Here is a 23,313-nt window from a genome sequence, read left to right on the forward strand (position 1 = left end):
GCGCCCGCTCGGAGTAGTCGCGTCGCCCTCGCGCTCGATCCCCGGCGACGGATCGAGACGATCGAAGAATCGACGATGGGATCGAAAAAGCGGTTTCGTCCGGCTACCCGCCCAGGAAGTCCCGGCGAACCTGCGGATCGTTGAGCAGCGTCGTTCCGGCGTCCTCGTAGCGGTTCTTCCCGTCGACGAGGACGTACCCGCGATCGCACCGCCGAAGGGCCTCCTTGGCGTTCTGTTCGACCATCAGGACCGCCGTGCCCGTCTCGTTGATCCCGTCGATCCGATCGAACATATCGTCGACGAGGTCCGGCGCGAGCCCCGCGGAGGGCTCGTCCAGCAACAGTAGCTCGGGTTCGAGCATCAGCGCTCGTCCCATCGCGAGCATCTGCTGTTGGCCGCCGGAGAGGTTTCCGGCCTTCTGCGACTGGCGCTCCTCCAGGATCGGGAACCGCTCGAACACCGCCTCGAGGCGTTCCTGTGGCACCTCGTCGAGGATGTACGCGCCCATCTCCAGATTGTCCCGAACCGATAGCGTGGAGAAGACGTTGTCGTTCTGGGGAACGTAGCCCAGGCCGAGGTGGATGATATCCTCGGGGTTCTTTCCGGTGATAGCCTCGTCGTCGAAGGTGACGGTCCCGCCCATGTGCTCCGTCAACCCGAAGACGGATTTCATGAGGGTCGACTTTCCGGCCCCGTTCGGACCGACGATCGTGACGTACTCCCCGGGGTCGACGTCGAGATAGACGTCGGTCAGGATCTGCAGATCGCCGTACCCCGCATCGAGGTCGCGCACCGCCAGCAGGCTATCCTCGTGGAGTTCGACCTCGGACGCCGCGCTCGTCACTCCCGCGCCGTCGGTGCGCACGCCCCCGTCGGTTCCGTCGGCGCCCGCGTTCGCGTCGATCGGGTCGTCGCTCATACGTCACCTCCGAGATATGCCTCGATGACGGTTTCGTCGTTGCGAACCTCGTTCGGCGTCCCTTCGGTGAGAATACGACCCTGGTGCATTACGATGACCCGCTTACAGTTCTCCATGATGAGATCCATGTCGTGTTCGACGATGAGGAACGTGTAGCCTTCCTCGCGAAGTTCGTGAATGTGCTCGAGGAGCCGCTCTTCCAGTGAGGGATTGACCCCGGCGAACGGTTCGTCCAGCAACAGCATCTGCGGATCCGTCAACAGCGCGCGCGCGAGTTCAAGCAACTTCCGCTGTCCGCCCGAGAGGTTCCCGGCGTACTCGTTGGCCAGATGATCGATGTCGAAAAACTCGAGCGTCTCCCACACCCGATCGAGCAACGCCCGCTCTTGCTCTTTGACGCCGTCGCGAGCGTACGGAAGGACGGATCGCCAGAGCGCTTCCCCGCGCTGGTTCTTCGGCGCGACCATCATGTTCTCGAGAACGGTCATCTCTTCGAGTTCCCGCGCGATCTGGAACGTACGCACCAGTCCCCGGTTTGCGATCTGATAGGGTTCCAAGCCGGTGATATCGGTTCCTTCGAATCGGACGGTGCCGGCGGTCGGCTTGTGGACGCCGGTAATGCAGTTGAACGTCGTCGACTTGCCGGCGCCGTTGGGACCGATGAGCCCGGTCATGGTACCGCGTTCGATCTCGAAGGACGCCCCGTCGACGGCGGTGATGCCGCCGAACTCCTTACGGAGGTTCTCGACCTGTAACGGTACGTCGTGAGCGGCTGCAGGCTCGTCCTTGCCGGCGTTCTCCCCGGATCGGTCCGCTGGGGACGACGGACCCGGCGATGAAATCGGTTCGGAGGGATTGGATTCACTCATCGAGATCGCCCCCGTCGGCGGCCAGGGTGCCGGACTGCTCGCGCCTCGGCCTCGTTAACGGGACGCTCGCAGCGATCTCTTTCCTGTGACCTAATATCCCCTCCGGCCGGTTGTGCATGAGCCAGACGAGTACGAGTCCCATGATAACCAGCTGAAGCTGTCTGAGGCTGTCGAGCGTGTACAACAGTAACGGAACGACGTCCGGTAGCTCCGCGATCGCAGGGCCGAAACTAGGCGGCGCGCTGGGATCGCCGAGAGCGCTTTCGACGATATTTTTGAAGTAGCGCGGACCCTGATACAGGAACGCCGCGAAGATAGCGCCGCCGAGGACGCTCCCCGTGTTCGAGCCGGATCCGCCGATGATGAGGGCGATCCAGATGTAGAAGGTGATGCGCGGTCGGAACGTGTTCGGCGTTACCGACCCCTGGGTGCCGAACCAGAGGATGCCTACGAGCCCCATCAGGGCGCAACCGACCATGAACGACTTGATCTTGAACTGATTCGTGTTTTTCCCCAGGGCGTTCGTGACGTCTTCGTCCTCGCGGATCGCCTTGAGCACTCGACCGAACGGCGAGTTCCCCGTTCGAACCAGAAGCGCGTAGAACCCGCCCATCACGACGAGCAACAGTCCGGCGTAGACGAAGTTATCCACGACGGCTTTCGGGTTCGTAGTGATGACGAGCCCGGCGGTTTCGACGATCGCGCCGAGGTACACGTCCTCCCAGAGTACGTGTTCCTGTCCCAGTAAGAGATCGAACGGCCAACTGAGCCCTTTGATGAACAGTTCGAGCGGATCGCCGTAGTCGAGGATGATCCCGTCGCCGCCGCCGAGGCCGATCCTGTAGCCGCCGACGTCGGAGCCGCTGAACGTATCCGAAAGCAGGGTGAAGCGAACGATCTCCGACAGCGCGATGGTGACGATCGCGAGGTAGTCGGCGCGCAGGCGCAACGCGGGAAGGGCCGCGATCAGGCCCATGAGCGCCGCGGCGAGCATGCCGCCGATGATACCGATCCAGAGGGGAAGTCCCAGCCCACCGACCTCCGCGGCGCTGGTGCCGGAACCGTAGACCGGTTTCGAGAGGATCGCGGTCACGTAGACGCCGGTCGCCATGAACGCGACGATCCCGATGTTGAACAGTCCGGTGTACCCCCACTGGAGGTTCAACGCGAGCGCCGCCATTCCGAAGACGGCGATCCAGAACGTGAGTTGGCCGATCTGATTCACGAGCCCGCGGAGGGGAAATCCGATGATGAGGCCGCCGATCAAGTAGACCACGTAGATCCCCAGTAACAGCGCCAGTAGCATGGCCGCGTCGTAGCCAAACAATCTGGAGACGTTTTGAGCGGCGCTCTGGCCGTATCCGGATTCGTCCGCGTCGGAACCGGAATCCGCATCGGTCATGCTGTCGCCCTCCCGGAGAAGATGCCCTGCGGACGAACCACCAGGACGAGGATCATCACGACGAAGGCTGCCGCGCGGGCAAACCCGGACGGGATCCAGATGACCGCGGTCGAAGCTGTCACTCCGATGACCAGGCCCCCGAGGATCGCGCCGTAGATGGACCCGATACCGCCCAGAATCACGGCCGCGAAGATGAGCAACAGCAACAGCCAGCCGTCGTTGAACGCGATCGTCCCCTTCCAGAGGACGAACATGTACCCCGCGACGCCGGTGAGTCCGCCGCCGATTATCCAGGTCGAACGGATGACCCGCTCGGTCGGGATGCCGGTGATTCGCGCGAGGGATTCGTCGTCGGACATCGCCCGCATCGCCTTGCCGAGTTTCGTCCGCTGGAGTAACAGGTGAACGCCGAGCATTAACCCGCCTGCGACGACGATGAGTGCCAGGTCGTGGGCGGTGAACTGAACCGTTCCGTCGACGATCTCCGGACGGGTTTGCGGTATCGATCCGATCGCCGTCGTTCCGCGAGTGTCCGAGCCGAAGACGAACAGCAGGAGGTACCTGAGCGCGAAGGCGACGCCGATACTCGTGATGAGCAGCGGAATCCCGCCGGCGTCGCGGATCGGCTTGAACCCGTATCGATCGACCCCGAGCGCGAGGACGATCGCGACCCCCCCGGCGACGATCAGGCCCGCGATCACGGCCAGCGGCGTTTCCGCGACGTTGATTCCGAGCGCGCCGCCGAATACGGAACCGCCGGAGCCGACGAGAGCGAGCGAGATCATGTCGGCTTCGGAGCCGAAGCCGCCGGCGACGATGTAGGTCGCCGCCCATCCCGAGAACGCGCCCGCGGTGATGTAGTCACCGTGGGCGAAATTGGCGAAATTCAATATGCTGTAGGTCATCGAGAGGCCGACGCCGGCGAGGCCGATGACCAAGCCTCGCATGAGACCGTCCCAGGTGAGCGCAACCAATCGAGCGACGGTGAGATCGCCGGTCGCGAGCTGGCGAACCATGTCGACCAGTAACAGGACGGCGACGAAGACGAGGACGAGTGCCAGCGGTTGTTCGACGGCTATTCGCCGCACTCGATCGGGCGCGGTTTCTACGCTCATACAGTTCCTCCGGCCGAATTCGGCGCTCCCCCACCTGTTCGAATAGTGATGTTATGCAGATCAGTCAACCATACGAAAATTGTACGTTCGTCCGTACAACGGAACCAATCGAAAACGTTCTCGGCCCGGTTTCGCAGTCGTATAGTCATATGTCCCACCCCCAGTACGAGCACTGCTGCACGTCAACTGTGCACATATCTGCCTTGACTGTTACACTGCGGGTAGATATAATTCACGCAATTCAAACCGAGTTACACATATCGGGAATCATAGACGGACGAGAGCCGGGGCGAGAACGGCCGATACGGGAGTTTGTCGAGTGTCTGCAAACGGCGCAATCGTCCGCCTCGACGCGCCGGAGAAGGCGTCAGTACTGGACTCGCGATCGGCCCCCTCACACATCGGCAGGCGTACGACCGATGACCGCGAGAAGGAAGCGGCCGAGTGAGCTCGACCGCTCGTTAGAAGCCAGCAGATGCCGTTTACGCCTCCCCGTAGACCGGCACGGCGGCCCCGCTGGTCACCGACGCGCCGTCGCTACAGAGAAACGCCATCACGTCGGCGATGTCGCCGGGATCGACCCACGACTCGTGATCCGCGTCGGGCATCATCTCGCGGTTCGCCGGCGTGTCGATCACGCTCGGCATGACGCAGTTCGCGCGGACGGCGCCCCGGTTCTCCTCGGCCAGCGTTTCGGTCAGCAGCCGGATGCCGGCCTTGGTGATCCGGTAGGGGCCGTCGCCCTCACCTCCCGAAAGCGACGATCGGGCGCTGACGCCCACGATCGAGCCCTCCGACTCCTGAAGGTGCGGGAGCGAGTGCTTCGAGGCCAGAAACGCCGTCTTCAGGTTGATGTCGACGAGCATGTCGAACTCCGATACCGGGGTCTCCTCGATCGGATCGCCGCCGCGCCAGGTTCCGGCGATGTTCAGCAGGTGGTCGATGCGGCCGTGTTCGTCGACGATCGTCGAGACGAGGTCGGAGACGTCGTCCTCGTCGGTCAGATCCGCTTCGTAGAAGTGGATTCCCTCATCCCGGTCGAGCAGACTGTCCTCGTCGTCGGGTGCGACGACGTCGACGGCGCACACCGTCGCGCCGGCCTCCCGGAACCGATCGACGGTCGCGCTCCCGAGAGCCCCGCTCGCGCCGGTGACGATCGCGACCGTGCCGTCGAAGTCGACGTCGTACGTTCTGGTCGGTGCCATACGAAAAAGTGCGTCGTCCGGTGGGATCAATTTCGGGGTCGGTTTCCCGCTTCGAAATCGGGCGTGGCCGAGCCGCGCCGCTCGTCAGGAGGGAACCGGCGGCAGTGCAGCCTCGTCGAACCAGAACCGCTCGACGGCGCTGGCGATCGAGACGAACGCGTCGGGATCGGTCGGCTTGGTGAGGTAGGCGTTCGCGCACTTCGCATAGCTCTCCCGGACGTCCTCCGTCGCTTCGGAACTCGTCAGCACGATGATCGGAATCGTCGCTACCGCCGGCTCCCCCTGGATCGCTTCGAGGAACTCGAAGCCGTCCATGCGGGGGAGGTTCAGATCCAGCAAGACGAGATCGGGGACCGCAGTCGACGGATTCGCGTGCCGCTCGGTGAGGAACTCGAGCGCTTCGTCGCCGTCGGTCGCGACATGAATGGTGGTCTCGGTCGGAACGGCGGCGAAAGCTTCCTGAGTGAGCCGAACGTCGCCCGGATTGTCCTCGACGAGGAGAACGTGGACCTCGTCGGCCGGAGCGGAAGCCTCGTCGGTCATGACGAAGCACTTCCTCGAGGACACCACACGGTAAAACGTCTCATCTGGGGTACCGTCTGATAGTTACCGGAAGTGCTTAACGCTGCATCCTATCCACTTTGGAACGACGGTCGTTTACGATTCCCGCTGGTCGGTCGACGAACGTGAAATCGGACGAGGAACTAATGCCGCTCGCGACCGTTGCTAGCGGCGAATGCGACTGATCGCGCACCGCGGATTCGCGTCGATGGCACCCGAGAACACGATCGCCGCTCTCACGTCCGCTGCCGGCCGGGCCGACGCCGTGGAGTTCGACGTCCGCCGCTGCGGATCGGGCGAACTGGTCGTCATTCACGACGAGACGATCGACCGCGTCACGGGCGGGATCGGCACCGTTGCCGACACCGGTCTCGACGAACTCCGGACGTACACGGTCCTCGAATCCGGCGAGCGGGTTCCCACGCTCGAAGAGGTCCTCTCGGCCCTGCCGCCGGCCGTCGAGATCAACCTCGAGATGAAAGAGCTAGGGATCGCCGCGGACATCCTGGACGCGATCGAGGACGTCGAGAACCGGGTCGTCACGACGTCCTTTCTCGCGCCCGAACTGCGGACGGTCCGTGAGATCGATCCGAGCCAGCCCACGGGCCTGCTGGCCAGTCGCCACCTCGACGCGCCCGTCACGACCGCGGTGGAACTCGACTGCGACGTGATCGGCGCGAACTACTGGCGCTGTCTCACCACGCGACTCGTCCCCCGGGCGAAGTCGCTCGGCCTCGAAGTTCACTCGTGGTCGATCGAACGGCCCCTCACCGCCAAACTGCTCGAGCTGCGCGGCGTCGACTACGTGTCGGCCGATCGGCCGATCTGCGTTTGAGTCGCCGGTCTGTTGTGAGTTGCGTTCCCGCGTTCCGAACGCTGTGTCCGATCGATTTCGGGTGTGGACTGATCACTTCGGGATATCTCTGCAGGGTGGCTCCTTCGCCTTTTCAACGGAAACTACCACGACGAAAGCCCTCGGCGGGTCCGCGGTCGCTCAGACAGATATCCTCACTTCGTTCGGATAGTGCTGCCTGAGCGACTCCACTCCGACGCGACCCCGCCTCGTCCTTTCAATCCACCAGGTCTGACACTGTTCCTGCCCTCCCCCGAGTCACGCGGCACGGCTCGTAGATGTGCGGAGCCGCGTTCCTGGCCACGGCACGCTGGCGAGGGATCCGAGCGATTGCGAGGATCCCTCGCCGATTCGTGAGGGACGAGTGAGCGAGTGTGCGAGCGAACGAGTCGGCTGGGGAGGGCGAGGCTCGGGCGGGACTGAAAGGGGCCGCGTCGCCTGAGGACGGCGGGCGCAGCCCTTGCGAGTGCGACGAGCGAGGGATCTGCAAGATGCGCAGCGTCTCGTAGAGTAAGGACCGCAGCCGACCGCCGGGAGGCGAGAACCGCAGCGAACCCTCCGACTCGAGCGTCGCGGGAGCTTTCGAGGGGATCTCTTAGCCTGGCTTTGTTGAAACCCTCAAACGGTGATAGATTTTAGCAGCCGTGTTGAATACACAGCGCGAATGTCGCATGAGATATGGCTCGATTTGCGAAGGCGGTGATCGCCCAATGCAGAACAACTAATTAGCGGTCGGATGCCTCGAAATACTCCTCTCGTGAAATCGTGTATCTGTGAACGTCGGCTACGGTATCTGCCTGTGGATGCCAATTCCGCAAAAGCCCCTCGTATTGGCCGTCATACCATTCAACGTACCTTTCGATTGCTCGTCGAGACTTCTCGTTCCCGCCAACGTGGGCGGCAACAACGAGTTCGAGGTCGAGTCGGTCAAACGCGACAGAGAGGATGGCATCGGCTCGTTCACCTGAATACCCGCGCCCCCAAGATCGCTTGTCGAGGATGATACCGAGGCTGGCAGACCGTTTCTCCCAGTCGGGGTACAGGCCCGTCGTTCCAGCGATGGCACCTGCCCCGTCTTCGCCTTCCTTTGGTCGTATCACGTATTTTGCTGCCTCCCCATCGTTCCACAGTTGTTCTGCTTCGTCCACGTAGTCGTACGTCTCTTTCACCGTGTCGTGAGGGTTCGAATCCCAGTATTCGAACATTTCCGCAGTTTCGTCGCCATTGCCGTAGAACTCATGGAGAACAAATACATCGACAGTGTCGTGTGAAATTCGTTCGAGATGGAGGCGTTCCGTCTCGATGCGTTCAGGAAACATAGTGTACTATTCGTAGCCGTCAGTAATCATTGTTGAGTACGCAGATCTACTGAGCGGATAGTTCACCTGTTTCGGCGTGAAACAAACAATGCTGTCGTACTGAACCCATCCTCTGTATTCAGCAGACTGTTTGTATCAATCACGAAGGGTTTCAACAGAGCCCTTAGCCTGTAAAGTGGTCGTCGTGGCAGACGGAGCAAAATACGCGGTGCAAGACTCACACCCGAAATCGATCGGGCGGGAGCGATACCGACGCTCAGTCTCCGACGATCGTCGCCGACACCTCCCGCGTTCGCGGGCCGTCGCACTCGACCAGCAGGATCGATTGCCAGGTCCCGAGCGTGAGGTCGCCGTCGACGATCGGGATCGTCACGTCCGGCCCGAGCAGCGTGGCCCGGAGGTGCGAGTCAGCGTTGCCGTCGAGTTCGTCGTGGGCGTAACCCTCGTCGGGAACGAGATCGCGGAGGAACGACTCGATATCGCCGCGCAGCCGGGGTTCGTTCTCCTGGACGACGAGGCCAGCAGTCGTATGCCGGACGAACGCCGTGCACGTCCCCGACCGGAGCTCCGCCGGAACGGCGTCGGCGATCCGATCGGTCACGTCGACGGTCGTCAGTCGATCGTCCGTTTCGACGGTGAACGTGTTGCGTGTCACGTTCGGGCGATCGGGGCGAACGACGAAGTTCGTTACGTCGGCGCGGCGTCGGTCGGGACCGGACGCTACAGGGACTTTCGCATACAGGTGGCCGTCGATGGGCAGAGTTCGGCGAACTCCGTCGTCTCCCGAATCGCCTCGGGCGCGTCGTCGCGATCGATCTCCCGGTAGCTACGAGCGACGAAGAACTCCACGGCGGTCATCGTGAGCAGGTACAGCGCCTCGACCCCGTCGCCGCGAGCCTCGGCCTCCAGTGCGTCGCACAGCGCCGTCCCGTATCCGGTTCCCCGGACCGATCGCTCGACGACGACCGATCGGAGCAGTCCGTCGCTCCCGTCGCGTTCGATCCCGCCGACACCGATCGGATCCTCGTCGGCGTACCCGACGTAGAAACACTCGGGCTTCGATCGGACGTCCCGCGACGGGAGGTCGTTCTCCTCCAGCAGGGACTCGAGGTACGATAGCCCTCTCCCGTCGTCGGCTCGGGTCAGTGATATCGGCGCGTCGGCCATACGAGCCCTATCAGGTAGCAGGGCTAATACGTTTTCCAGCGTCGCACCGAGCGTCGTTCGACTCCGACGACGAACCGACCCTCACGGTAGCCGACCGCGCGCCCACGCGGCCCGCTCGCGAACGTTCGAGTCCGGATCGTCCTCCGCGAGCACGTTTAACCGATCGGCCGCCTCGCCCGCTCGGCCGTGTCCGAGCGCGACGCACGCGCTGGCCCGGACGTGCGCGCTGTCGTCGTCGAGTCGTGCGAGTACCGACGGCAGGTCGAACGCGGCGGGTCCGCGACTCCGCTCGGCGGCTCCGCCCCCGTCCCCGTCCCTCGTGTCCGCTGTATATCGAATCGGCGATAAAAGCATTTTGACAGTTTTCTGCGCGAATTTCAGGAAGAAACGGACGTTAGGCGAGCCGATTCACGCGAGCCACTCGTCGGGCTTCGTGTCGTAGTCGACATCGTCAGCAGCGAGGTGCTCGACCTCCTCCCACGGGACGTCCTCCAGCGTGACCTCGTGGCCGTCGTACCGGATCAGTTTGCCGCGCTCTTCCGGTTCCGGTTCGCGGTTGCGGCGCTTTGCCACCTCGATGTCGTGATCGTCGACTTCCTTGACGATCGTCAGTAGGTTCACGGGTCGACCCCACAGTTCGAAGATGCGCTTGAGCGTCTCCTTCGCCTGCCCGATATCGAGCATGACGCCGTTGTACTGGTGACCGAGCAGGAGTTCGTTGGCGTTGTTGTAGTTGCCGTCAAAGACGGCGATCGTCGGCTTGCCGAAGTTGGTGAATTTGAGCAGAAGCTTCTTCTTGACGTCCTCCGCGGCGTCGCTGGCCACGTGGAACTGGCCGGTCGCCTGGGAGTGTTCGTACGTGAAGTAGTTGTTCTCGGTGATGAACTCCTCCGTGAGGAACTCGTCCAAGAACGTGACGTCGTTGTGGCTCTCGCGCACGTCGAACATCCGGTTCCAGCCGGCGGCGTAGTCGACGTCCGCAAGGGCCTCCTCGACCGACGTGTAGCGCGCGTCGTCGAACAGGTAGCGGCCGATCCGCTCGAGTTCGTTCTGGTTCACGCGACTGAGGAAGCCGCGGTGCTGCCGACGGACTAGCGAGTAGTGCCGCCGCGCGAGTCCCTCGTACGTGAGTACCTTCCAGGGATACTTCGCGGCGTCGATCTCGCCCTCTCGCGCTCGTTCCAGGGCCTCGCGATCGACCCACTCCTCCGGCAGCTCCGCGAGGTCGTCGAGGGTATCCGGGTCGATCGTGTCGAGCGCGTCCGGCGGCTCCAGCGTCTCGAGGACGCCGTCGAAGTCGACGACGTCCGCCAGGTTCCGCCACGAGATCCCCTCGACGCGCAGCAGTCGCTCCAGTACCTCCCGGCGGTTCGTCGTGTTCTCGACGTACTCCCAGAGTTCGAAGCCGAGGCTGTAAGGGTTGAGACCGGGGGAGGCGAGCACCTTCGCCATGTGGTCGGCGTAGTTGAGGAATTCGTCGTCGCCGGCGAAGCGCTCGTTGGTCATCATCATCGACTCCCAGTAGGCGGCCCACCCCTCGTTCATCACCTTTGTCATCTTCTGGGCGGCGAAGTAGTACGCCTCCGCGCGCATCATATCGAGGATGTCGCGCTGCCAGGGTTCCATCTCGACGGCGCGACCGGCCTCCTCGTCGTACTGCTTGCCGTACTCGCGGACGAACGCGAGGACGTCCTTCTGGGGCATCTCGGGGAAGTTCGCCGGCACCTCCTCGCCCTCGATCTTCTCCAGCCACTCGTCGTCGAACACCTCGCCTTTGATCTCCTCGGAGAGGCCGAGCTCGTCGAGTTTCGCCGCCAGGTCCTCGTCAATCTCCGCGTCGTCCGGCCCTTCGATGTCGAGGCGTCGGGTGAACACCGTGTGCTGGTCGATGTTATCTTCCAGCGAGAGACAGTGGTCGATCCACTTCTCGACCTCGGCGCGATCGATGTCGGGGTCGGACATGTACTCGTCGATCGCGCGGGCGTGGCGCTCAAGCATCGCCGCGGCGTTGACCTGCGCCTCGTCGGCCTGCTTTCCCGTGAACAGACCGAACCACTCGTTGTTCGAGAAGAAATCCGAGTGGGCTTCGACGTGCGTGATCACGGCCTTCTGGTCGGCGATCGTGTTCGACTCCTGGAGGAAGGCGTGGGCCGGGTTGTCGTTGTTGACGATCTCGAAGGCCTTCCCGCCGCCGTACTGGCCCTGTTTTTGCTGGCGATCGTACTGCATGCCCCACCGCCAGTGGGGGTACCGCGACTGGAACCCGCCGTAGGCGATGAGCTGGTTCATCTCGTCGTAGTCGACGATCCAGTACTTGACCGGGTACGGCTCGAGGCCGAGTTTCTGCGCGAGGTTTCTGGCCTCCGTGACCGGTTCCTCGAGGTCGGTGGCGATCGCCTGCTTGCGGAATCGGTCCGCGTTGGAGTTGCGTTTACTCATCGGTCTCACCCTCCGTCGAGAGGATCTCGTAGATCGCGTCCGTCACGTCCTCCTTGCTGTTGACGTACGCCACGGCCACGTCGTCGGAGTCGGTTCCGAAGTGGCGCTCGAGTTCCTCGGCGTGGGTCGCGTTGATCGCGTTACCGCTGGGTTGAGTCTCGACGTACGCGTGGAGGTTGGCCGGGATCTCCTCCATCAGCGGGATGACGCGTTCTTCGGTGTCGTTCGAGGAGTTCTCCGAGTCGCCCGCCGCGAAGACGTACCGGTTCCAGTCGGCCCAGGGGTACTCCTCGAGCAGTTCGGCAGCGAGTTCGTAGGCGCTCGAAATCTTCGTCCCGCCGCCGCTTCGGATGCCAAAGAAGTCCTCGCGCTCGACTTTCCAGGCCTCGGCGTCGTGGGCGATGTAGACGAACTCGGCGTTGTCGTACTTGCCCGTGAGGTACCAGTCAAGCGGGGTAAACGTGCGCTCGACGAGTTCGCGTTTCTTCTCGCGCATCGAGCCGGAGACGTCGCGGATGTTGACGACGACGACGTTCTTCTCCTTCTCCTCGATGATCTCGGGGTAGCGGTAGCGTTCGTCCTCCCTGCGGAAGGGGACGTGTCTGATCCCCTCGCGGCGGATCTTCTGCTGGACGGTCTGGCGATCGACGTTCTCCTCGATCTCGTCGACCGACGCCCACGTGCCCCGTTCGCTCGCGGGAATGTCGTCGTAGGCCTCCTCGATCCAGGCCATGGACACGGGGAGGTTCTCGCCGCGGGCCCACTCGAACACGTCGCGCGGGCCGAAGCCCTCGACCTTGCACACCTCGCGGACGAACTCCTCGTCGAAGTCCATCGCGAGCTTTCGCTTGAGCCCCTCCTTGAACATCCGCTCGAAGTCGAGGGTGCTGTCGGGTCCAGTCCGGGTGAGATCCGTGAAGGGGCCCTCCTTCTCCTCGATGACCTTCTTCCCCTTCGGATCGAGGTCCAGCCCGAGTTCCTCGTCGAGTTCTTGGGCGAATTCCTCCGGGTCCATCTCGTAGTACTCGTGCTCGCCGCCCTCCTCGCCGGCCTCGTCACCGTCGCCGTCGTCGTCGCCCGGCTGGGGTTGGGGCTGGCCGACCGGTTGCCCGACGTCCGGCGTTCCGCCGTCGCCCTGCCCGACGCCGCCCTGGTCGCGCTGGTCGTACTCGAACTCCGGCAGCGAGACGATCTTCACGGGAATGTTGATCTCCCCCGGCCGACTATGTCCGAGGTCGCCGTACTGGATGAAGTCCGCGAGGTCCTCGCGGCGCTCCTCGCCGACTTCGCGGAACCGTTCGAGGTCGTCTCTCAGTCCCATCTGTAACACACCTGTCCCATAACGTGTCTGCTGGTTAGCTCGGCCGACGCCTCCGAGTAGTCGAAGAGGTCGACCATAGTCTCGATCGTATCCGCCTTGACGGACTCGGTCTGGGTGCCGCTCGGCGGGTCGTCCCACTGGCGCGGGTCGAAGTCCTCGAACGTGCGCTCGACGTCGTCCCAGTCGTGGCTCTCGAGGACGGTCTTGATGACCGGGATCGCCGTGAGGTCGACGTCCCGGACCGAGAAGTCCTCGTCGCGGTGTTCCCACGCGTGGCGGTTCAGCGACGTGATCACCTTCTCGCGGCGGAACTGTCGGACGCTCTCTCGCGGCAGGTTCGACTCGTAGTCGGACTCGGAGAACCGCCCGAGGTGCTCGACCTCGAACAGCTTCATCTTCAGCGGGTCGGGTTCGACGCGCTCGCCGCGATCGTTGTACAGCGGCTCCTCGGTCTCCCACGCGTAGACGTGCTCGACGTACTCCTCGACGGTTTCTTCGTCGACGCGCTTCTCGTGCATGATCGCCTCGATGACGTCGGACTCCTGCTGGTCGAAAATGTAGTTCTTCACGGGCACCACGCGGTTTTCGAACTCCGATCGCTCGGCCGACGAGAACACGGGCGCGTCGGCGAGGCCCTCGGCCATCGCGTTCAGGACATCCCGCGGCATGACGACGTCCTCGACCGGGAGGTCGGGGTGGTGTCGGTCCAGATCGCTCTGGAGTAATTCGGCTAGCGTGTCCCGAGTGTACGTCACCGGGATGCCGTGGTCGCCGTCGTGCCCGTCGTCGTCGAAGTCGAACTCGTCTTTCTCCCGGCGGGTGTCGCCCTCCTGGAGGTAGCCCTGATCGTAGATCAGCGCCTTGTCGACGAGGTCGAGTCCGTTTGGGAGGTCCTCCTCGTCGAGTCGGGTGGCGACGGCGTAGAGGGCGGCCGCCTCGATCGCGTGCGGCGCGAGTTCCTCGCGTCTCGTCTGCCCGTCCTGGCCTTTCACCGCCACGGTCACGGGCTCGCGGATGCGATCGGCGAGTTCGTCGTAGCTCTCGGCGGTCCAGACCTCGGTCTCGTTGGTCAGTTCGCGCCGGATGAGTTCGCACTCGAGCGAGAGGTTCGTCAGATAGCCGAACTGGTGTTTGTCGAGCCGGCGCTTGAGCGCTTTTAGCGGGTCCATGCCGTTTCGATCGGCGTGCTGGTTGAGCTGGGCCTCCAGGTCGGGGTTCGAGATGATCAGCATCTGGGTGTCGACGTCCATCCCGATCCCCTTGTCCAGCTTGACGGACTGCTCGTCGGGGACGTTCAACAGCTTCTGGAGCAGGTCGGCGTGCTGTGCGGCGTCCTCGACGATCGTGAGGACGCCGTTGCCCTGCGAGAGCACGCCGTCGTAGGAAAACGCCTGCGGGTTCTTGCGCCCGCGGGAGTCGAGTTCCTGGAGCATCCCGTGCATCCACGACCCCACGAGCCGCTCCTTGGGGCGGCCGTCGTCCTCGCTGTGAAGTACGCCGACGCCCTTCCCGACGTCGACGACGTAGTTCTTCACGCGGAGGTGCTTGTCGTCGGCGATCGCCGAGAACAGTTCGTCCTCGCCCTCGCGGCGGTAGCGCTCCTCCAGGAAGTTATACGCCTCCCGCGAGAACGGGTCGAGTTCCGCGTCGACCCGAACCGGGACGTGATCGTCGAGTCGAGCGTTGAGATCGTCGAGGATCCGCTCGCGAACCTCGTCGGGGAACACCGACAGCGGGTGGGTCTGGACGGGGCTCTCGTACCAGTTCTGCTCGTCGGCGGCGGTGGGATCGCCGCCGTAGCTCAGCCCGCGCTCGCCGGCGTCGGCCGTCGTGATGTTCCACTCGACGGTGTACCGACGGCCCGCCGGGGTCTTCGAGTACTCCCGGAGGCCGTTGACGAGACAGCGCTTGAGTTCGGATTTCCCGGTCGCGGTCGGCCCCTCGAACCAGACGATCTTCTCGTCTTTCGCCCGGCCCGCCGCGATCGATCGCAGGTCGTCGACGAACCCGTTCAACACCTCGGTGTTGCCGAGGATCGCGTGCTCGCCGTCGTTGTGCGGATCGTCGAAGAAGCGGTAGCGCTCCTTCTCCTCGCCCTCCTCGACCACGGCGCGCGTACCGGCGGCTTCGATCGCTTCGAGCAGGTACTTCGAGGCGTGGGAGGCGATCGTGGGGTTCTCGAAGACCCGATCGACGTAGGTGGCGAGGGCCATCGGCTCCTCGTAGGTCTCCTCGAGCGTGCGATCGGCCTCGGTAACGTAATCGTCGCCGGCCATGTTATCCGTCCATCTCGGCTTTGGCGACCTCGGCGCCCGCAAACTCGAGAACTTCCTTTGCGCCCTCCTCGGAGTAGCCCTGCTCCATCAGGGCGTCGATCCAGGCGGAGCGTTCGTCGTCGTCGAACTCGTTGGCGCTCACGAGGGCCGAGAAGTTGATGTTGTGCTTCTTGTCCTCCCAGAGTTTGCGCTCTAAGGCGCGGCGCAGGCGCTCGTTGTCCTGCGGGTTGAACGCCTCGCCCTCGCGGGCGCGCCGGGAAACCCAGTTCGACACCTCCTGGCGGAAGTCGTTTTTGCGGTCCTCGGGGACGTCGAGTTTCTCCTCGACCGAGCGAAGGAACGTCTCGTCGGGTTCCTGCTCGCGGCCCGTGAGTTCGTCCTCGATCGTGTCGTCGTCGATGTAGGCCATCACGTGGTCCATGTACTTCTCGCCCTGGCGCTGGATCTCGTCGATATCGTACGCGAGGGCGTGGCGGACGTCCTCGATCGCCCGCTCGCGGTACTCCTCGCGGACGGTTTCGAGGTAGCGGTAGTACTGCTCGAAGTTCTCCTCCGGGATGGAGCCGTGGTGTTCCAAGTTCTCTTCGAAGAAGTTGAACACCGTCAGCGGCGAGAGGAACCCGCGCTTTCGGTGCTTCGAGTCCATGATCGCCTCGGCGATCTCGTCGCCGATAAAGCGCGGCGAGACGCCGACCATCCCCTCTCCGATCTCGGCCTTCGCGGCGGCCTCCTCCTTCAGCTTCTTGACGTCGATGTCGTCGCCCTCGTCGATCTCGCCGTTGTACGCCTTGGTCTTCGAGAGCAGGTCGACGGTTTCGGTGTCGGGCTCCTCGATGCGCGTGAGGACGCCGAACAGCCCGGCCATCTCCAGGGTGTGGGGCTCGACGTTGATGTCGGGGACGTCGGCGTTGTTCAGCATCTTCTCGTAGATGAGCGCCTCGTCCTCGTACGACAGCACGTACGGGAAGTCGATCCGCTTCGTGCGGTCGTTAAAGGCCTCCATCTTCTCGTCGCCCTTCTTGTCCTTGTACTCGGGCATGTTCGTCCGGCCGACGATCACCTGGTCGATGTCGATCCGGGGGTTGTTCTTCGGCTTGATCGTCTGCTCCTGGGTGGCGTGCAGGAAGTCGTAGAGGAACTCGCGCTGGAGCTTCAACAGCTCCTCCCCGGAGAAGATGCCGCGGTTCGCGTTACAGAACGCCCCCGAGTAGTCGAACGCCCGGGGATCGGACTCGCCGTAGATGGCGATCTTCGAGTAGTTGACGTCGCCGGTGAGCTCGGTCTCGTCCTGGTTCTTCTTGTCCTTGGGCTCGAACGTCTCGAGGCCCTGGCGCTTGTTTTCGTCCGCGACGAAACGGATGATCTCGACGTGGTTCTCGAGGACCTGCTGGAGGTCGTCGTCGTAGTATGCCAGCAGCCGATCCATGTAGAACTCGCTTTCCGGATCGAGCGACTGCTCGTTCTGGATCGTATACGGCGCGTCTAAGTTCTCGTTCAGGTCGTCGATCACCCGCTGGCGCTGCTCCAGGGGGAGGAGGACGAGCGGGTCCTGGTTCATCGGCGATCGAACCGTGTCGTCGGCCGGGTCCTGATCCTTGATGACGTCGCAGAGGTTGGTCCACTTGAACGTGTACATCCGTCCTTCTTCGCGGAGGGTGTAGTCCTCGAAGTAGCGACGGACCTGCTTGTCGAAGTGGGACTTCCCGGAGCCGACGGGGCCGAGCAGGAGCTTGATTCGCCGTTCCGGACCGAGCCTGCGGGCCCCCGACTTGACCTTGTTGACGAATTCGTGGATCGACTGGTGGATTACCTTCCCGTAGAAGGTGTTCTCGCCGTCGTTCAGCGGGTCTTCCGACGCGAGCTGGTACTCGACGACCCCTTCGGTCTCGTCGTAGGTGGTGCCGTAGTAATCGAACATGTCCGCGACGCGTTGGTGGGCGTTGCGGGAGATCTTCGGATCCTCGTAGCACTCTTCTAAGTACCAGTCGAAGGACTTCGTCTCCCGCAGGTCCGCGGGCATCGATTCCTTGTAATCCGTACTGAGCTTCTCGAGCGTCTCGATGTCACCGGTCATGGTATCATTGCCAGTTGGGTGTTCCCCTGTCGTCGCTTCCCGTCCGTTGCGTCGAGTCGGCGGGAAGCGACCGCCGATCGAGCGTCTGCCCCGTCGCGTGGCCGGACCGCCGACCACCGCGAAGCCGCGTCACCCTGACGCGTATGCCACGTGCTCACTTGATTTGCTGGCGTGGCTCTCGGAGAGCGCGAATCGCCGCAGGCGGCGCGAAATTGTCGTGCCATGTGTGAGCTAGTACCACTATCGCCGTGTGACGTCCGGATAGCCGGAGTACGCGGCGGGCGCCGGGGACGGGCGCGGAGTGGATCGGTCCGGCGAACGGATACCGATAGTATTTAATGAGTGAGTAATACAGCTACTTAACCTTGGCCCCAAAAGATATTTACCAGGACTTAATTCCGCACAATTATTGCCAGAACCATTCATTGGTAGTAGGTATCACGGACCATACTGGGGGCGAAACGGTATAAACGAACGGCTTGCGTCCGCCGGATTCGCTCGCGCGCGATCGAGCGACGATCGTCCGTCGATCGGGGCTCCTCGCCGAGCGGCGCGACGTCGTTGTGCCACCCGCGAGATGACGACGGTGCTTTAGGCGCGACGGCCCTACCCGGGCGTAATGACGGAGACGGATTTCGACGCCCTGCCGGAGTCGTGGACCGTCTGGAGCGACGAGGACGACGGCCGGGCGGTGCTCGCCTACCGGCCGGACGTCTTCGACGCGACTGAGTTCCCGCCGCCCTGTCTGCCGACGCTGTACGTGACTCACGGGAAGCGCACGCGCCGTCCCGGAACCAACCCCACGGATCGAACGATCGAAGACGATTGGTTCGTCACCTTCTACCTCGAACCCGAGGTCTCGCTCGACGAGCAGTTCCGATTTGCAAACCGGAGCGAAGCGATCGACCGCGCGATCAATCTGGCGCGGCGGTTCGACGACGGCGAGATCGACTATCGGGGCTTATACCAGGTGCCGAGGGAGCGCTACTTCGAGAAGCTCGATGAGTTGACCGGCAGAGACGACGACTCGTGATCCGGCCATCCGGAGCCGAACGCACGAACGGCAGTATGGTATGTTCCTCCGCGCCCGCGAGCCGCGTCAACGCCGTAACGGCGGTCAGCGGCGTGGATTCCGTATCTCGAATCGGGAAACGTCCGATTTGACCGATTCGCCACGTACTGGCCCGAAGTGAGCGGGTCGCCGGCGAGTTCGAGGACCACTTTCCGGCGACGAAACTGCAAACTCACCATTAATAATTGCAACTCTCGTTCGCGTACGTTAGGAGAATATGCGCGAAACGACCGTGGATTCGGCTGATCGCAGCCCTGCCGAGGGACTCGGACGATGGTTCTTGCTGACGGGAAATAGACTGCTGGTCTCGCTCGTCATGCTGCTCGGGATCGGGGCGGTGTTTTTCGCGGTTGGGGTACTCGGTATCGCCACGGTAACCACGCCGACGCGGGTTATGTGGTACCTCAACGGCACCGTCAACGGGTTGTTGACGCTCATCCCGATCTCGGTCGGGGTGAATCAAATCGTCCTCTCGCACGAATTCGGGTCGATACAGGACCTCTACGAACGCCGGCGCGACATCACGGAATTTCGAGAGCGCGTCGAAGAGCGAACTGACACCGCCGTAAGTTCACCCTACGCGACTCCCTTTTTCGGGACGCTTCTCTCGGCTATCTCGGACACTGCCAGGTCCCTTCAGCGCGGACGGAACCGTCCAGCGGACGATCGAGCGACAGCCGACATCGAGTCGGTCGCCGGATCGATCGCCGACGAAGCGGATCAAGCGAATGACAAATTGGCGAGGTCCGATGCGAGCATGCTTCGGACGTTCACCGTCGTGCTCAGCTACGATAACTCGCATCAGTCCTACGAGATACGACGGCTCCAGAGGGAAGCCTCCGACCGGGACGACCAACCGACGGAAGAACTACAACGGATCCACGAGCTGTTCGTCGAAATCGACGCTGCGAGGCAATTTCTCAAAACGGTGGTCGTCGAACGGCAGCTGGCGCGCTTATCTCGATTACTCATCTACACCGGTATCCCCGCAGTGACGATCGCGGCGGTCGGGATTTTCGTCTATCGAGATATCGCCGGGCTGTCGGTGCCACACGCGTTGCTCGTGGGTATCGCGGGAGCGATAATCGTCGCAACGCTCGTCCCGCTCGCGATACTGAGCGCGTACATTCTCCGTGTGGCGACGATCGCCCGTCAAACGGCGACGTACGGGCCGTTCATACCGGAATCGACCGACTAACTCGATCCTGTTTCCGCGACAAGCGACAGGACATAGCGTTTCACGGCGCCAGAAGTTGAGACCGGTGCGCTCGCATACGCTTTTAATCCTGTTCAAGTATGTCCAAACATCTGTTATTTAAATGAAAATGATCAGTGTTAGCCAGATCGGATATTCGGCATCACGAACCCCCATCGAACACAGTGTCGATGACTACGCGGCTCCCTTCGCCGAATCACGAACTGGCCGACTGCGGTTCACGATCGCGCCAACTGCACCGCCAACAATGCCGGGGATGACAAATACTAGCCCCGCGGTTGGGATAGCCCAGGCTCCGACCCCCGCGTACAGGGCGCTCGTCGTGAGTAGCGCCAGAACACCGCCGATGATACCAACGGTCCCACCAGCGTACGCACCCGCCCGCATCGAATCACCGCGGAGGTAGCCAGCCGCCATGCCGCCGAACAATCCGGCGAGTACGTACGCGGCGTTTTCGGGGAACAGCATCTCTCCAAACGCGCTTCCCTCACCAACAAACGCCACGATGGCGCCGATGACGAGTCCAGTTCCAATCGCCTTCCAGTTCATGCTCCATTCTGATTTCATGGCGCATCCTGATGTTCGCGACACGGCCGAGTAAGAAAACGCGTTAACATGCTAATACGGTCATACCGGGCGTAGAACGAGGGAGTTACCGGGCTGTAGATTCTCGGCAGGACCAACACTACCCGTACCCGACGTGCTCCGAGGTCCTCGAATGCGTAGAGAGAAACGCATGCCGATTACGTCCCAACTGGAAATAGATCGTCGCTCTCTGCCGGACTGCCAGACGGATTCTGAAATGTCCATTTGCGGCAATTACACCGACTCTATCGAAGGATTTTGAAATCGAACCGAAACGAGAGCCACGCGTTGTTCGAATGAGTCGAAGATCACTCGCTGGGCAGCGATCCGTCGGCTCGCTGAACGAACTCTTTGACGATTCGTTCTTCGGCCCGATGGGCCATCGTACTCGCGGCCGCGGGTGAGACATCGAGTAGGGCGGCTAGCTCGGACAGCGTACATCGTCGTGGTGTGTCGTAGTAACCGTGTCGCACCGCTTCGGTTACAAACTGGTGTTGGCCATCGGTTAGGAGTCCTGCGGCACCCCCCGTTCCAGAGACCGAAAGGAGTTCACACGATCCTCCAACTGCTTCGATAGCTGTAACCGCGTCCGACAATTGGTTGTGTGGCATCTTTATTTCGACGGACATTACACCGTCCTGAACTCTGACCGAGGCTGGCGGAAGAATTCCCGACGCCACTGTTGCCGAATAGACGAGCGACTCAGTTACTATATACTTGATAACGGCGAAGCCTTCGTCGGTGTGAATCACCTCATAGTCGATAATAGACGAAATCTCGTCCAGCGTTCCCTGTAGGTCGTCGAGATCGGTCGTCTCCACTTCGAACACACCGAGTAATCGTGAGCCCTCATCGTAGAGCGTCAGTAGATTCAACACGTCGGCCGGATGCTCGGTAGAGAGTTGGACGTACCACTCGCTTGCGGGCGCCTCGATTTCCAGACGGACTTCGGCCATACATGATCCCCGGCCCAACGAAATACCGCTATGCACATAAACGTGTTAAGATATTTAGACTCGGAGCCAGGCTTGAGGGGCGCCTATCGAAGAGTGATGACTACGAACTCGCTCGAACGACCTCGAATCGACTCGATCAAACAGTCGCTCGGCCTGTCGAGGGCTGCAACTGGCTACACGGGGTCCGAGGAAACGGTCACGGTGACTGAGGTCGTCATGCCTCGAAAGGGGGGGCCGGATGTCCTTCAGTTACGAGAGCGGCAGATCGCACGCCCGGAACACGGTCAAGTCCTCGTCCGCGTCGAAGCAGCGGGCGTCTCGTTTGCCGAAGTCCAGATGCTACGCGGCCGCTACTTCGACCAGCCTTCGTTTCCGTTCGTTCCCGGCTACGACATCGTCGGCAACATCATCGACGTAGGGACAGGAGTCGACCATCTCTCGGTCGGCCAGCGAGTTGCTGCACTCACTGAAACCGGTGGATGGGTTGACCGCATCGTTCTCTCGGCCGACGACGTCGTTCCGGTATCTACAGACGTTGATCCGGCGGAAGCCGTCGCGCTTGTCACGAACGGCGTGACGGCGTGGCAAATGCTCCACCGCGTCGCGAAGGTTCGGCCCGGACAGACCGTCCTCGTTCACGGTGCGTCAGGTGGAGTTGGAACGGTACTCACACAACTCGCTCGGTTGCGTGACGTCCAGGTGCTCGGAACTGCGTCGGCCGCGAAACACGACACTGTCCGTGCCATGGGGGCGACGCCGATCGATTATCGTACTGAGAACGTTCCCTCCAGGGTCGCCGAACTCACTCCGGATGGCGTCGACGCCGTGTTCGACCATCTCGGTGGGACGGCCGTTGTCGATTCGTGGCGAATGCTGGGGCCCGGCGGGACGCTCGTCTCGTACGGAGTAGCCGCTGCTCTCGACGCGACCGGACATCGATTGAAGCCATTCGTCCCGCTCTTTGGTCGCATCGCGCTGTGGACCGTTTTGCCGAACGATCGGCGAGCGACGTTCTACTACGTCCAGCGCTGGCCGGATCGATTCGGCGAGGATCTCCAACAGGTGTTCGAGTTACTTGCAGGCGGCAGTCTGACAACTCACGTCGACCGCCGATTTCCCCTCGAAGATGCCAGTGAGGCCCTCGGGTTGTTGGACTCCGGTGAGGCGACCGGAAAAGTGGTCATCACTCCCTGAATTGACCAGATTTCGAATACCGTTTCGGTGGACCGGAACCTGCAACCGGACAACGACGAGTGGCTGCCGACCACGATGGTGTACAAGCGGAAGGAGAACGCTGAGAGAACAGACCACGAGTATGCAGCGTTTTATGACGAACGCTCAAGCTGGGGCAGTCAGAGCGTACAACTATCGCAACAGATATGCCGGCCTGAGAACCGACCTGAAGCGATCCCCGTTCACCACTTTGTACGGCGATCGGGACGAGGAGCCCTCGACCCGGTCGCCGTCCCGACGTGAGGCTTAACCGCTATCGGATCGAATCCGGGAGTATGTCGACCGTTACGCTCATCGGCCCCCGGCTCGCCGAACCGGGGACCGAGTTCGTCTACCACGGCGAGGCGGACGCTTGCGCGGGTTGTCCGTACCGCAGCCAGTGTCTCAACCTCGAAGCCGGCAGGAAGTACCGCGTCACGGATGTGCGCGAGAACGCCCAGACCCTCGAGTGTGCGATGCACGACGGCGGCGTTCGAGCGGTCGAGGTCGAGCCCGTCCCCGTGATGGCAAACATCACTTCGAAGGGCGCGTTCGCCGGAAGCAAAACGACCCTCCCCGGCCCGTGTCCGTACGTCGAGTGCCCGAGTCACGAGTACTGCGAACCCGACGGCCTCGAGTTCGATCGGGAGTACCGAATCCAGCGGAGCCACGGCGACCCGCCGCACGACGTCTGTCACCTCGATCGATCGCTCGAACTGGTCGAACTCGATCCCGACGACTAGGAACGACCG

General features: G+C 62.5%; 21 protein-coding genes. 5 read left to right on the plus strand and 16 right to left on the minus strand.

Annotation, left to right across the window (positions count from 1 at the left end; genetic code table 11):
* Positions 1-103: 103 nt before the first annotated feature.
* From MUH00_RS15535 to MUH00_RS15560, 6 genes are all read right to left on the minus strand, one after another.
* On the minus strand, positions 104-919 hold the full coding sequence (locus MUH00_RS15535; RefSeq protein ID WP_345780917.1) for an ABC transporter ATP-binding protein: 816 nt from the start codon (positions 917-919) through the stop codon (positions 104-106).
* Positions 916-1,788, minus strand: coding sequence for an ABC transporter ATP-binding protein (locus tag MUH00_RS15540; protein ID WP_247000107.1), 873 nt, complete (start codon positions 1,786-1,788; stop codon positions 916-918). Before MUH00_RS15540 ends, MUH00_RS15535 begins: the two co-directional genes overlap by 4 nt.
* Entirely contained in the window at positions 1,781-3,094 is a 1,314-nt protein-coding gene (locus MUH00_RS15545) for a branched-chain amino acid ABC transporter permease (protein WP_345780930.1), read from the minus strand. The genes MUH00_RS15540 and MUH00_RS15545 overlap by 8 nt, the downstream gene beginning before the upstream one ends.
* A gap of 92 nt (positions 3,095-3,186) precedes the next feature.
* Positions 3,187-4,137: a branched-chain amino acid ABC transporter permease gene (locus MUH00_RS15550; protein WP_345780931.1), complete on the minus strand. Its 951-nt coding sequence runs from the start codon at positions 4,135-4,137 to the stop codon at positions 3,187-3,189.
* 650 nt (positions 4,138-4,787) lie between these two features.
* A complete protein-coding gene (locus MUH00_RS15555) occupies positions 4,788-5,510 on the minus strand; it encodes an SDR family oxidoreductase (protein ID WP_247000113.1) in 723 nt (240 codons plus the stop codon).
* Between the two features lie 84 nt (positions 5,511-5,594).
* Positions 5,595-6,053 (minus strand): response regulator, encoded by a 459-nt coding sequence (locus tag MUH00_RS15560; RefSeq protein ID WP_247000115.1) that lies wholly within the window; start codon positions 6,051-6,053, stop codon positions 5,595-5,597.
* Between the two features lie 193 nt (positions 6,054-6,246).
* On the opposite strand from MUH00_RS15560, the gene MUH00_RS15565 reads away from it, so the two are divergent.
* Positions 6,247-6,906, plus strand: a complete 660-nt coding sequence (locus MUH00_RS15565; protein WP_247000117.1) for a glycerophosphodiester phosphodiesterase — start codon at positions 6,247-6,249, stop codon at positions 6,904-6,906.
* 743 nt (positions 6,907-7,649) lie between these two features.
* Here MUH00_RS15565 and MUH00_RS15570 read toward each other — a convergent pair.
* The 8 genes from MUH00_RS15570 to MUH00_RS15605 all read right to left on the minus strand — a co-directional run bounded on the left by MUH00_RS15570 (position 7,650) and on the right by MUH00_RS15605 (position 17,520).
* Positions 7,650-8,243: a GNAT family N-acetyltransferase gene (locus MUH00_RS15570; RefSeq protein ID WP_247000118.1), complete on the minus strand. Its 594-nt coding sequence runs from the start codon at positions 8,241-8,243 to the stop codon at positions 7,650-7,652.
* Positions 8,244-8,499: 256 nt separating this feature from the next.
* Positions 8,500-8,898 (minus strand): secondary thiamine-phosphate synthase enzyme YjbQ, encoded by a 399-nt coding sequence (locus MUH00_RS15575; protein WP_247000119.1) that lies wholly within the window; start codon positions 8,896-8,898, stop codon positions 8,500-8,502.
* A 65-nt stretch (positions 8,899-8,963) separates the two neighbouring features.
* Positions 8,964-9,410, minus strand: a complete 447-nt coding sequence (gene arsN2, locus MUH00_RS15580) for an arsenic resistance N-acetyltransferase ArsN2 (RefSeq protein ID WP_247000120.1) — start codon at positions 9,408-9,410, stop codon at positions 8,964-8,966.
* 81 nt (positions 9,411-9,491) lie between these two features.
* Positions 9,492-9,764 (minus strand): HEAT repeat domain-containing protein, encoded by a 273-nt coding sequence (locus MUH00_RS15585; RefSeq protein WP_321576073.1) that lies wholly within the window; start codon positions 9,762-9,764, stop codon positions 9,492-9,494.
* Between the two features lie 54 nt (positions 9,765-9,818).
* Positions 9,819-11,849, minus strand: coding sequence for a SpoVR family protein (locus MUH00_RS15590; RefSeq protein ID WP_247000123.1), 2,031 nt, complete (start codon positions 11,847-11,849; stop codon positions 9,819-9,821).
* The gene (locus tag MUH00_RS15595) at positions 11,842-13,170 is read right to left on the minus strand and encodes a YeaH/YhbH family protein (protein WP_247000125.1); all 1,329 of its coding nucleotides are present in this window, start codon (positions 13,168-13,170) and stop codon (positions 11,842-11,844) included. The genes MUH00_RS15590 and MUH00_RS15595 overlap by 8 nt, the downstream gene beginning before the upstream one ends.
* Positions 13,161-15,446, minus strand: coding sequence for a PrkA family serine protein kinase (locus MUH00_RS15600; RefSeq protein ID WP_247000127.1), 2,286 nt, complete (start codon positions 15,444-15,446; stop codon positions 13,161-13,163). The genes MUH00_RS15595 and MUH00_RS15600 overlap by 10 nt, the downstream gene beginning before the upstream one ends.
* A gap of 1 nt (position 15,447) precedes the next feature.
* Positions 15,448-17,520 carry a PrkA family serine protein kinase gene (locus tag MUH00_RS15605; RefSeq protein ID WP_247000128.1) on the minus strand — a complete coding sequence of 691 codons (2,073 nt, stop codon included), beginning with the start codon at positions 17,518-17,520 and terminating at the stop codon, positions 15,448-15,450.
* A gap of 619 nt (positions 17,521-18,139) precedes the next feature.
* Here MUH00_RS15605 and MUH00_RS15610 point away from each other — a divergent pair.
* Together MUH00_RS15610 and MUH00_RS15615 are read left to right on the plus strand one after the other, a co-directional pair.
* Complete coding sequence (locus tag MUH00_RS15610) at positions 18,140-18,553, plus strand: DUF5820 family protein (RefSeq protein WP_247000129.1); 414 nt, start codon at positions 18,140-18,142, stop codon at positions 18,551-18,553.
* A 256-nt stretch (positions 18,554-18,809) separates the two neighbouring features.
* Positions 18,810-19,790, plus strand: coding sequence for a DUF7972 family membrane protein (locus tag MUH00_RS15615; RefSeq protein ID WP_247000130.1), 981 nt, complete (start codon positions 18,810-18,812; stop codon positions 19,788-19,790).
* Positions 19,791-19,982: 192 nt separating this feature from the next.
* Here the strand turns inward: MUH00_RS15615 and MUH00_RS15620 are convergent, their stop codons facing one another.
* On the minus strand, positions 19,983-20,375 hold the full coding sequence (locus tag MUH00_RS15620) for a DUF5518 domain-containing protein (RefSeq protein ID WP_247000131.1): 393 nt from the start codon (positions 20,373-20,375) through the stop codon (positions 19,983-19,985).
* Between the two features lie 326 nt (positions 20,376-20,701).
* Positions 20,702-21,349, minus strand: a complete 648-nt coding sequence (locus tag MUH00_RS15625) for a helix-turn-helix domain-containing protein (RefSeq protein WP_247000132.1) — start codon at positions 21,347-21,349, stop codon at positions 20,702-20,704.
* 30 nt (positions 21,350-21,379) lie between these two features.
* Between MUH00_RS15625 and MUH00_RS15630 the strand changes: the two genes are divergently transcribed.
* Both MUH00_RS15630 and MUH00_RS15635 read left to right on the plus strand, forming a co-directional pair.
* Positions 21,380-22,543: a medium chain dehydrogenase/reductase family protein gene (locus MUH00_RS15630; RefSeq protein ID WP_247000133.1), complete on the plus strand. Its 1,164-nt coding sequence runs from the start codon at positions 21,380-21,382 to the stop codon at positions 22,541-22,543.
* 314 nt (positions 22,544-22,857) lie between these two features.
* The gene (locus MUH00_RS15635) at positions 22,858-23,304 is read left to right on the plus strand and encodes a UPF0179 family protein (RefSeq protein WP_247000134.1); all 447 of its coding nucleotides are present in this window, start codon (positions 22,858-22,860) and stop codon (positions 23,302-23,304) included.
* Positions 23,305-23,313 lie beyond the last annotated feature (9 nt).

Source organism: Halosolutus gelatinilyticus (assembly GCF_023028105.1).
Lineage (GTDB): Archaea > Halobacteriota > Halobacteria > Halobacteriales > Natrialbaceae > Halosolutus > Halosolutus gelatinilyticus.